The sequence below is a fragment of the Terriglobia bacterium genome (assembly GCA_020072815.1).
GTDB lineage: Bacteria > Acidobacteriota > Terriglobia > Terriglobales > Acidobacteriaceae > Angelobacter.
Map to the genome: position 1 here is coordinate 261,793 of JAIQGE010000001.1, position 9,823 is coordinate 271,615.

The window sequence follows — 9,823 nt, forward strand, 5'->3', positions numbered from 1 at the left end:
TAATGGCTAAGAGCTAAATGGCTTCTCTCATCAAAGCGGTGCGCGGCACGCGCGACATTTTGCCGCCGGATACGGCCCTGTGGCAGCACGTGGAACAGGCCTGCCGCCACATATTCCATCTCTACGACTTCCATGAGATTCGCACGCCGGTATTTGAAGACACGCAGTTGTTTGCACGCGGCGTGGGCGAAGAGACGGACATCGTTTCCAAAGAAATGTTCACCTGGGAAGACAAACCGCGCGCGCAAAGCGAGAAAGCGCAGTCGCTGACGCTGCGTCCGGAGAACACCGCCGGCGTGGTGCGGGCTTACATCGAACACAAAATGGGCGACACCGGGAAGCTGCAGAAGCTTTATTACATGGGCCCGCAGTTTAGGCGCGAGCGTCCGCAGAAAGGCCGCTACCGCCAGTTTTACCAGATTGGAGCGGAAGTGCTTGGACCCGTTCCTTCAGGAAGCGAATCGCCGGCGCGCGACGCCGAGATCATCGCCATGCTGGCGCACTTGCTCCGCGAAGTGGGAATCAAAGAGTGGACTCTGCTGCTCAACTCCGTGGGTACCTCCGAAGACCGCGCCACTTACAACGTGGCGCTGCGCGAGGCCCTGGCCGGCGTGAAAGACAAGATGTGCGCTGACTGCCAGCGCCGCGCGGAGACCAATCCGCTGCGCGTGCTCGATTGCAAAGTCCCGGAAGACCAGCCCATCATTGACGCGCTGCCGAAAATTTCCGCCTACCTGGGTGACGCCAGCCGCGAGCACTTCAACGAAGTAAAGAAAATCCTCAACCACGTGGGCATCAAGTACCACGTGAATGAGCGCATGGTGCGCGGCCTGGACTACTACACGCGCACCACGTTTGAATTTACCCACGGCGGGCTGGGCGCGCAGAGCGCGCTGCTGGGCGGCGGACGCTATGACGGCCTGTCCGAAGCGCTGGGCGGACCGAAGGCGCCGGGCATCGGTTTTGCTCTGGGGCTTGACCGCTTTGTGCTGGCGCTGCAGGCGGAAGAAACCGTAGGCATCCCCGACCAACGCCCCGTGGTTTACGTGGCGCCGTTGGGAGAGGGCATGAACGCTGAAGCCGCGGTGATCGCGCGCGACCTGCGCAAACACAGAATCGCCGCCGAGTTGGGCGACGAGACTTTTCGTGCCAAGAAATCCTTCGAAGCAGCCGAGCGCGCTGGAGCGAAATATATTCTGTTCGTCGGCGAAAATGAAGCTGCTTCCGGCCAGTTCGCGCTCAAGAACCTGGCGACGGGCGAGCAGGATAGCGTGGCCAGGGGGGAGATTGCTGCTTTTTTGTCCCGAGCGTAAGCCTTTTCCGAAGTCCCGAGCGAAGCGAGGGATCCCTATTGTTACGAAAGCTCGCCGCGGTGAACCTGAAGATTATCGAGAGCCATAGCGATCTCTCCCCTTCGGCTTCGCTCAGGGTTTCGGGCCGGTGGCCCTCAAGCAAAAGCGCTCGAGATTTCAGAAGAAGCTTCGCTCGGGATTTTAGAAAAAAGCCCAGCTACTTCACTTCCAGCGCATCCCCCGTCTTATGCTCGGTGATCTGAAACTTCAGGAACTGATGAATCGCTCCAAGCGCCTCAGCGTTTCCAGAGCTGATCACCACGCGCCCGCCGTTTTCTACCTCTTCATATTTGTAGGTGATGGCGTCTTTCAGCTTTTGCATCACCGGCACGCCCGGCGGCGTCTGGTCATGGACGAACATAGGGATGCTGAAGTCGCCGGCCTGAAACGCCTGGCTGAGATGTTTCAGGTGCATGCGAATCTGGTCGCGGCTGGTTTTGTCGTCGGCTGAATTGGCGGTCACCTGGATGGCGCCGCCGTCTTTGCTCAGGAGGAAGTGGTGCGTGGTCTTTTCCTGAGAAAAGCCCATGCCCTGGTGGCTCTCGCCGCGCTTCATCATGTCATGGTCGTGCTGGCCGGCGGCCATGTGCTGGGCGTGCATGGGACAGTCGTTCATGTGACCGCGCATGCTGTCGCTTGCGGGCATACTGTCGCCGGCCGGTTTGGATTTGTCTTTTTCCTGTTCCTGCGCGAAGCCGGCCAAGGCCAACGCCGCGATCATAAGTGCTAACTGAAAATAACGTTTCATAGTTTTCCGCCTTTTCGTTTTTCCAAACTACGGGTTTGCAATCTGCTTTTCAATCCCGGAGAAATCAACGGCGAAATCGCCAGCGCGCTCTCCGGATGGTGAGCGACAAACATCTCCAGCAACCCGGCCTGCCGGCCTGGCGCCGTGGACTTCAATCTCCGGCTCCAGCTTCGAATGGCCGCTTGCAGCGCACGATGCAACGTTGTCAGCTCGGCGATTCGAGCGTCCAACGCGCGCGCCTTTTCTTTCGCCAGTGCGTGGACGCGCTTGCAGGGAGCCACTCCGCGATCGCGCTGGGAGAAGATTTCCGCCAGTTCGTCCACGGTGAAGCCGATTCCCAAGGCAGCGCGAATCATCCGCACCCGCGCGGCCGCTTGCGCCGGATAACGCCGGTAACCGTTCTGCGCACGCTGTGCCGCGGGCAACAGGCCGTGGCGCTCGTAATAACGCAGGGCGTCGCGACTGATGCCGGTCATGGCCGCCAATTCTCCGGAGCGGAAGGTCCGTTCCGGAGCTTTCTCCGCCATAAGATCATTCTCCTCTTATTCTCAAATATGGAACATGTTCCACGGTCAAGAGTTTTTGCCCTGCGCCCAAGAGCTTTCTTGCAGACTGGTTGCGTCGCCCGAACGTGAGCGTGCGGCCCGGACGGAATAAGCTTAGTTTCGCATGGCTCACGGGCCTCCGTCCGCAAGCCGCTGATTACCTTTATAATCAAACTCTTAGCCGACAGCCGGCTATTTCAGCAAAAGGCAGGTAATTTCTTTTGGCGCTCGACTTCGTTGGTGAACTTCGTCGCACGCACATGTGCGGAGAGCTGCGCGCGGAAAACGCCGGGCAGCAAGTGGTGTTGATGGGCTGGGTCAACCGCCGTCGCGACCTGGGCAACGTCATCTTTATTGATGTGCGCGACCGCACCGGGCTCACCCAGTTGGTCTTTGACAAGAGCGACAACTCGGCGCTGCACCAGAAGGCGAGCGAACTGCGGTCAGAGTACGTGATTGCCGCCATCGGCACGGTGCGCAAGCGCGAGGAGCGGACCATCAACCGCCACATCCCTACGGGCGAAATTGAAGTGGTGGTGACCGAGCTGAAGCTGCTGAATGAATCCAAGCTGCCGCCGTTCCTGCCCGGCGATCCGGCGCTGGCCAACGAAGAGATGCGGCTTAAGTACCGCTACATTGATTTGCGGCGCGAGCCCATGCAACACAACATTGAGCTGCGCCACAAGGTCGCGCTGGCGATTCGCGAATACCTTTCCAGCAAGGGATTCTTTGAAATTGAAACGCCGTTCATGACGCGCTCCACGCCGGAAGGCGCGCGCGACTATCTGGTGCCCAGCCGCGTGTATCCCGGCGAGTTTTACGCGCTGCCGCAGTCTCCGCAGCTGTTCAAGCAGATCCTGATGATCTCCGGGTTCGATAAATATTTCCAGATCGTGCGCTGCTTCCGCGATGAAGACCTGCGCGCTGACCGCCAGCCGGAGTTCACGCAAATTGACCTGGAAATGTCTTTCCCGCAGATGGACCGCGTGTTTGAGGTGGTGGAAGGTTTTCTGCAGGCGGCGTTCAAGGTGGCCGGATTTGAGATCAAGCCGCCGTTCCCGCGCACGACCTATGACGAAGCCATCCGCAACTACGGCATTGATAAGCCTGATCTGCGCTTGCCCAAACTGACGGACGTGCGGACAGCGTTCGCGCCGGAGCAGCTGCAGACGCTGCAACTCAATCCTGAGCTGCCGGTGGTGGCGATTCGCATTCCCAAGATTGGCGAGCTCTCGCGCAAGGAGCGTGACGATAATCGTCCGCTGTTCGGCGAGCGCAAAGAAGCGCGCTTGCTGGATGACATCAAGCGTCTGGAAAAATCTTTCCCGGAAGCCGTTGCCAAGCTGCGCGAGATGTGCGGCGCGCAAGCCGAAGACTTGTTAGTGCTCGTCGGCGGGCCGCTGACGTCGGAGAAAACAGGTTTGCGTCCGGATTACGGCGTGTTCACCGCCGCCGGAGCGTTTCGCGTGGAACTGGCGCGCAAATACGCTGACCGTCACATGGCTTTCCGCCAGGGCGGATTCCACTTCACCTGGGTCACGGACTTCCCCATGTTCGAGTATGACGAAGCGGAAAAGCGCTGGAACCCGGCGCACCATCCGTTTACGTCGCCGCATGAGCGCGACATGGACAAGCTGGAGTCCGACCCCGGCTCGGTGCGCGCGCTGGCTTATGACATTGTGCTGAATGGCACCGAGCTGGGCTCCGGCTCGATTCGTATCCATCGCCAGGACATTCAGAAACAGATCTTCCACGCACTGGGCATGAGCGACGAAGAAGCCAAATCCCGCTTTGGATTTTTCCTGGAAGCGCTGGAGTACGGCACACCTCCGCACGGCGGCATAGCGCTGGGTCTGGACCGCATCGTGATGATCCTGGCCGGCGCGGAGAGCCTGCGCGAGGTCATCCCCTTCCCCAAGACCGCAAAAGCCGTGGACCTGATGGTGGACGCGCCCACGCCGGTGAGCGAAGCCCAGCTGAAGGAGTTGGGGATCAAGATCCGATAAACCCTCACCACAGAGGACACAGAGGAGCACGCGTCTGACATGTATCGCCCCTCCGGGGCTCTACATCTATCTTCGAAGCTTACCCAGGACTTCCGTCCTGGGCTAACTCATTTCGCGCCTACGGCGCTGGAATGTTACGGAACCGAAGTCTTCGCGTTTTTCCGGCGGTATCTGCAATAGATTCTTCGTAATTGGCAATCCAAGGTTGGCCTGCCGTGAAGTTAGACTTGTCTCCATCGCTCGCCACGCTCGTGAAAGCTATGGAAATTAGACCTTAAGCTCTGACGTGATACTAGGGATCCCTCGCCTTTGGCTCGGGATTTCAGAATAGCTAAGCTTGCTAACTCTCGCTGTGTCGCGCCATGCTCCTCGATCCGCCCCAAAGCACCAGGGCCAGTCCCAAAGCCAGCACAGGAATGACGAGCATGGCTTGTTGCAAACCGGTGGCGCGGAAGGCTTCCGCAACTTTGACTCCAGCGGCGACGCCGGCGGCCCGATGCGCCATGTAGTCGCTCAGCCAGCCGGTGATGACCGGACCGAAGGAAGCGCCGCCCAGATACATCACCAGAAAGTAAATCGCCATGGCGATTCCGCGCAGCGCGGGCGCGACAACATCCTGCAGCGAAGCATAGACAAGTCCGTAATACATGTTGAGCAAACCGTAAGCGCCGGTGAGCAGCGCGACTGCGATGTACAGATCGCCGAAGGACTGGCGCACGCCAAACAGGGCCAGGGGGACAGCCGCCAGTGCGGCGAGGGCGGCAATGCGCATGCGGCCTCCGGGGCTGCGGCGCCCCACGCGGTCGCCCCAGTAGCCGCCGAAGGTCCCACCCAGCAGGCCGCCGACTGCGTACAGCACTCCGGTGGCGATGCCGGCGCGTCCCACATTCAGATGATGAATGCGCTGCAGGAACGCGGGAAGAAAAGTCCCCAGCGCGTAGAGGTTGAAGTTGACCAGCACGCCGGACGCGACGATCCACCAGAACGTGGGAATCTGCAGCACCTGGAAAATGGAACTCTGCGAAGGGCCGCCGTGCTCGGCTGCTCCGCGCTGAGGTTCGTGCAGCAAAAGCACCAGAGGCGCCAGCAGCAACGCCGGAAGCGCGGCAAACACCATTGCCCGCCGCCATCCGAATGCCTGCGCGATTGGTCCGCTGAAGAAAAAACTCAAGGCGCCGCCGACGGGAACACCGAGCATGAACAGCGCCAGCGGTTTGGCGCGGCGCTCAGGAGGAAAAAGGTCGCCGATCCAACTGGTGGCCGTGGGCGCGCAAGTGGCCTCGCCCACCGCCACGCCGAGCCGCGAAACTACCAGCATGCCCAGACTTGCGGCCCAGGCAGCCATGCCAGTGAGCGCGCCCCAGACTACAATGCCGGCTGCCAGCAGCTTCTTGCGGCTGCCTTTATCGGCCAAGCGGCCCAGCGGCAGGCCCACCACGGCGTACAGAAGCGTGAACGCCGTACCAATCCAGCCAATCTGAGTGTCGGTAAGGCCAAACTCTTTGCGGATGGGCTCGGCGAGCGCGCCGGGAACGTGGCGGTCATAGAAATTGACGATGTTGACCAGTATCAGCACGATCAGAGATTTGATCGCGATGCCCGAGCTGGATGGCGCTTCCGCCGCTTTGGTGGCCATGGGCGGAAATACTAACAGACTGGAACAGCAGGGGCCGCAGTCAATCAGCGCTGGGCTTGTTCCTGCTCCAACTTGAGCCGCAAATTTCGGGCGGGCTCGAACGCGGGGTCTTGTGTGCAGGCGGCGGTCAGGAATGCCAGGGCTTGGTCCGCGCGGCCCAGTCCCATGGCGCACAGACCCAGGTTGTAGCTGGTGGCGGCCGAGCGTCCAAAGAACTGTTCCGAAGTTTTGAACATGGCCAGCGCATCTTCGAAGTAGCGCAGTTCCAGCAAAATAACGCCGCAGTTGAAGGCCAGCACGTTTTCGGCGGGAGTTACGGGATAGTGGTTGGCCCAGGTGTTCAGGACGGCGTCGCGAAGGTCGGTGCGCTCGCCCGTGACGTTGCGAAACTGCCGCACGATCACCGGAAACAAACGAAGGAAGGCCGTGGTGTCCCAGCGCGTCAGGCGCAGAAGAGACAGGGCCTGCGAGACTGAGACTTCTTCCAGGTGCGCGTTCAGCCAGGTCATCAACGCGAACAGATCATCGGGGCCGAACGCGGCAAGATTCGCCTCGTAAGCTTTTCGGGTGGAGGGCAACTCGTCGCCCGGCCGTCGCCCGAGGAAGGCACAGATACTCAGGCCGGTGAAATGCTTCGTCGGGACCAGAGCGAGTCCTCCGATGCATGCAAAGTATTTTGCGATCGCGTCGAAATTGACGATCTGGGAAAAGCAATGATTGGAGGCGTGAAACTCCAGCGCGGGCGGGCCCTGGCAGAGCGCGAGATCTTCTTCATGCGTGATGCCCTTGTCGGCCGCCAGCAGCAGCATTCTGCCGTCACTGGATTGGCCGAGTTGTTGCAACAGCGCGAGCGCGGCGCAGGGAAACAGCACGGTGGCGGCAGGCAGACGGAGGCGATACTGCTCCAGCATTTCATTCCATGATTTGTCAGCGTAGCGTTCTGGCGATACAGAGGCATTCGCAAAGGAGAATTGCAGGTTGCCAAGCGGCTGGACGCCACCGGCCTCGCTCCCACCGGTCGTGGTCACCAGCGCTTCAGAGATCTTTCCCTCTTCGATGATGAAAGCGTCCTGGGGAAGACTATCGAAAACGTAGTTGGCGATCACCACTAGCGGTCCGCTGGCTGCCTTGGCTGATGGGGAAGCATTTCCGCCGGCGCTTGGGGATTGGCTTTCTACTCCGGCAGGGAGCAGTTCAAACTCCAGGATCCCAGAGTCAACGAATTCTCCCAGGTAGCGGTTGGCGCGCCACTCCGCGATCAGGCTTTCCGAGCAGTCGCTCATACGGTAACGCAAGAGTTCGGGCGCGACGTTCTTTGCGCGCAACAGGGCGGTGACCTTGCGCAAGAAAAGATAGGAGAACCTGCCTGTCCCCGCGCCGAGTTCCATAATCCGCAGCGGATGCTCCGCGGAAAGCGGTTCGCCCTGAGCCGATTGCATGCAATCGTCAAGAAAGCCTGCGACAATCCCGGCATAAATTTCAGCGATGAAGGGATTGTTGGTGATGTAGCTGGGGACCATGTCCTCCGTCCAGGCTTTGAGACCACGCTGGGCGTAGAAGTCGCGCTGCAGCCGCCAAATCACCGACTGCGACAGAGGCACGCCGGTTTCCAGGACAACCCCGTGTGGGGGCGGCGCCGCTGCGGCCGGCGCAACCTGGACAGACGCTTGTGTCTCGTGGCGAGGCATTTCGTGAATGGGTCAATAGTAGCGCAAACAACAGCAAGGGCCTCAGAGTGTGGTAGTGGGTCAGTTTGATAAGGGTTCATCGCTGGCGCGATGAACGTCTGCCTAAAGGCCCGCGATTCACAAGCGAATCGCTAGACGCTGATACAGGCGAGTGGGTCAGTTTTCAAATAAACTGACCCACTGCCCAGCCCCGCTGGTATTGCTTGAAGCAATGCCTGGCATCAAGTGCGCGGCGGGAAAATGCCCTGGAGCGCGATGATGAAAGTCAGGCAGAGATACGGCATCATGTTGTTGTGCGGCAGATTGCCGCCGGCGATGGAGGTGGCAGCCGGGGTCATGGAAACGTTGCTGGGCGAAGAAGGCGAATAGACGCTGCCGAAGCCTTTTGCTCCCGAGGCCCAGACGTTGTTGGTGGGATCGGCCAAGCCGGTCCCGGCAGCGGCCTGGACACCGTGCGCGTGCGCGGGCATTTCGGTTTGCAGCAAAGTGACGTTCTGTTCGCCGCCGACCTCACCCAGGTCGCGCAAGCTCAGGCCCGGCCCCTGGCCTTGCTGCATGGGTGCCGTGCCCTGGAGGTTGGGCAGAGCAAAGTTGCTCTTGCCGTCGCCGCCATAGGTGGTGCCCAGAAGCGAGAACAAGGCCGTGTTCTGGCTGATGGGCATGAGCTGGCCGTTGCACAAAGCCCAGCCGGTGGGAGCAAAGTTTCCTGCGAAAATCCTGATTTCAGCTACAAATTGATTTGACATGGCAATCCTTTCTCCCTTGCTAGTTCTGGCTGGGGAAAATCCCCTGCAGCGCGATGATGAAATTCAGCACCAGGTACGGCGACATATTCTCATGCGGCTGGCTGCCTCCCGTGGGCAGGATGCACGCAGGATTCATCGCGACCGTGGGCGTGGGGGCAAACGGTTTGGCATTGTTCGCCGACCACAAGTTTCCCGCAGCGCTGGGCGAGGTAGGCGGATTGGTGTTGCTGCCCACCGGCGCGTGGCTATGAGCAGGCAGCTCGGAAATGTTGAGGGTATGCGCGGTTTCACCGCCGAGTTCGCCCAGGGTAATGCCCCCGCCCGTGTGGACCGGCATGCGGCCCTGCAGGTTGGGAAGGGCAAAGTTGACCCGGCCGTCGCCGCCGTAGGTGGTTCCCAGGATGGAAAACAAAGCCTGGTTCTGATTGATAGGCAGCAATTGCCCGTTGCAGAAGGCCCAGCCCTTGGGAGGGAAATTCCAACTGATGACTTTCACTTCGCCCAGATATGGCTCTGACATGTTCTTCTCCTCTAGCTCTTAAGCTTGGTGGTAAACGGCTTACACCTGCGACGGAAAGATCCCAAACAACGAGAGAATAAAGTTGATGGCCAGGAAAGGCACCATATTGTCGTGCGGTTGCGAACCGCCGGACGGGCCCATGGCTCCCGGGTCCATGGTCAAGGTGGGGGCAACGTTGGAGTACTGGTTCAAGCTGGGACTGGTAGAGGCCCATACGTTGTTTTGCGGGCCGACCTGTGTTCCCGCCGCGGCATTGGCCTGGGGCACGTGGGAATGCGCGGGAATCTGGCTGGTGGTCAAGGTGACGGTTTCCACACCGCCGCTCTGCCCCAGAGCAAAGCCCGGTCCAACGTGGACGGGGATGCGGCTGCGCAGGTCAGGCAGGGCAAAGGTGTTGACTCCATCGCCGCCATACGTGGTGCCAATCAGGTTGAAGAGGGCATCGTTCTCTGAGATGGGAATGAGGGACCCATCGCAGAACGCCCAGCCTGCAGGGGCGAAGTTTCCGCCAAACATCCGGATTTCGCCGATAAACGGACTTGACATGTTTTTCTGCTCCTATCGGTACTTCAGTCTGCCGCG

At 60.1% G+C, this 9,823-nt stretch carries 9 protein-coding genes; 2 read left to right on the forward strand and 7 right to left on the reverse strand.

What is annotated here, in order from left to right; genetic code table 11:
- Positions 1-17: 17 nt before the first annotated feature.
- Positions 18-1,313, forward strand: coding sequence for a histidine--tRNA ligase (gene hisS, locus LAO20_01095; protein ID MBZ5530001.1), 1,296 nt, complete (start codon positions 18-20; stop codon positions 1,311-1,313).
- 196 nt (positions 1,314-1,509) lie between these two features.
- Here hisS and LAO20_01100 read toward each other — a convergent pair whose 3' ends face one another.
- Both LAO20_01100 and LAO20_01105 read right to left on the reverse strand, forming a co-directional pair.
- Positions 1,510-1,968 carry a hypothetical protein gene (locus LAO20_01100; protein ID MBZ5530002.1) on the reverse strand — a complete coding sequence of 153 codons (459 nt, stop codon included), beginning with the start codon at positions 1,966-1,968 and terminating at the stop codon, positions 1,510-1,512.
- A 128-nt stretch (positions 1,969-2,096) separates the two neighbouring features.
- Positions 2,097-2,627, reverse strand: a complete 531-nt coding sequence (locus tag LAO20_01105) for a MerR family DNA-binding transcriptional regulator (protein MBZ5530003.1) — start codon at positions 2,625-2,627, stop codon at positions 2,097-2,099.
- Between the two features lie 278 nt (positions 2,628-2,905).
- On the opposite strand from LAO20_01105, the gene aspS reads away from it, so the two are divergent.
- Positions 2,906-4,651, forward strand: coding sequence for an aspartate--tRNA ligase (aspS, locus tag LAO20_01110; protein MBZ5530004.1), 1,746 nt, complete (start codon positions 2,906-2,908; stop codon positions 4,649-4,651).
- 340 nt (positions 4,652-4,991) lie between these two features.
- On the opposite strand, the gene LAO20_01115 is transcribed toward aspS, so the two are convergent.
- The 5 genes from LAO20_01115 to LAO20_01135 all read right to left on the reverse strand — a co-directional run bounded on the left by LAO20_01115 (position 4,992) and on the right by LAO20_01135 (position 9,787).
- Positions 4,992-6,287 carry an MFS transporter gene (locus LAO20_01115; protein ID MBZ5530005.1) on the reverse strand — a complete coding sequence of 432 codons (1,296 nt, stop codon included), beginning with the start codon at positions 6,285-6,287 and terminating at the stop codon, positions 4,992-4,994.
- 44 nt (positions 6,288-6,331) lie between these two features.
- Positions 6,332-7,888 (reverse strand): SAM-dependent methyltransferase, encoded by a 1,557-nt coding sequence (locus LAO20_01120; GenBank protein ID MBZ5530006.1) that lies wholly within the window; start codon positions 7,886-7,888, stop codon positions 6,332-6,334.
- A gap of 308 nt (positions 7,889-8,196) precedes the next feature.
- Positions 8,197-8,721 (reverse strand): tail fiber protein, encoded by a 525-nt coding sequence (locus LAO20_01125; GenBank protein MBZ5530007.1) that lies wholly within the window; start codon positions 8,719-8,721, stop codon positions 8,197-8,199.
- 19 nt (positions 8,722-8,740) lie between these two features.
- Complete coding sequence (locus LAO20_01130; GenBank protein ID MBZ5530008.1) at positions 8,741-9,241, reverse strand: tail fiber protein; 501 nt, start codon at positions 9,239-9,241, stop codon at positions 8,741-8,743.
- Positions 9,242-9,280: 39 nt separating this feature from the next.
- The gene (locus LAO20_01135; protein MBZ5530009.1) at positions 9,281-9,787 is read right to left on the reverse strand and encodes a tail fiber protein; all 507 of its coding nucleotides are present in this window, start codon (positions 9,785-9,787) and stop codon (positions 9,281-9,283) included.
- Positions 9,788-9,823: the final 36 nt, after the last annotated feature.

What these genes read in the sequence shown, in the direction of transcription:
- LAO20_01105 (MBZ5530003.1), bottom strand. Translation starts at nt 2,627, where the DNA reads ATGGCGGAGAAAGCTCCGGAACGGACCTTCCGCTCCGGAGAATTGGCG.
- LAO20_01125 (MBZ5530007.1), bottom strand. Translation starts at nt 8,721, where the DNA reads ATGTCAAATCAATTTGTAGCTGAAATCAGGATTTTCGCAGGAAACTTT.
- LAO20_01135 (MBZ5530009.1), bottom strand. Translation starts at nt 9,787, where the DNA reads ATGTCAAGTCCGTTTATCGGCGAAATCCGGATGTTTGGCGGAAACTTC.
- LAO20_01130 (MBZ5530008.1), bottom strand. Translation starts at nt 9,241, where the DNA reads ATGTCAGAGCCATATCTGGGCGAAGTGAAAGTCATCAGTTGGAATTTC.
- LAO20_01100 (MBZ5530002.1), bottom strand. Translation starts at nt 1,968, where the DNA reads ATGAACGACTGTCCCATGCACGCCCAGCACATGGCCGCCGGCCAGCAC.
- aspS (MBZ5530004.1), top strand. Translation starts at nt 2,906, where the DNA reads ATGTGCGGAGAGCTGCGCGCGGAAAACGCCGGGCAGCAAGTGGTGTTG.
- LAO20_01115 (MBZ5530005.1), bottom strand. Translation starts at nt 6,287, where the DNA reads ATGGCCACCAAAGCGGCGGAAGCGCCATCCAGCTCGGGCATCGCGATC.
- hisS (MBZ5530001.1), top strand. Translation starts at nt 18, where the DNA reads ATGGCTTCTCTCATCAAAGCGGTGCGCGGCACGCGCGACATTTTGCCG.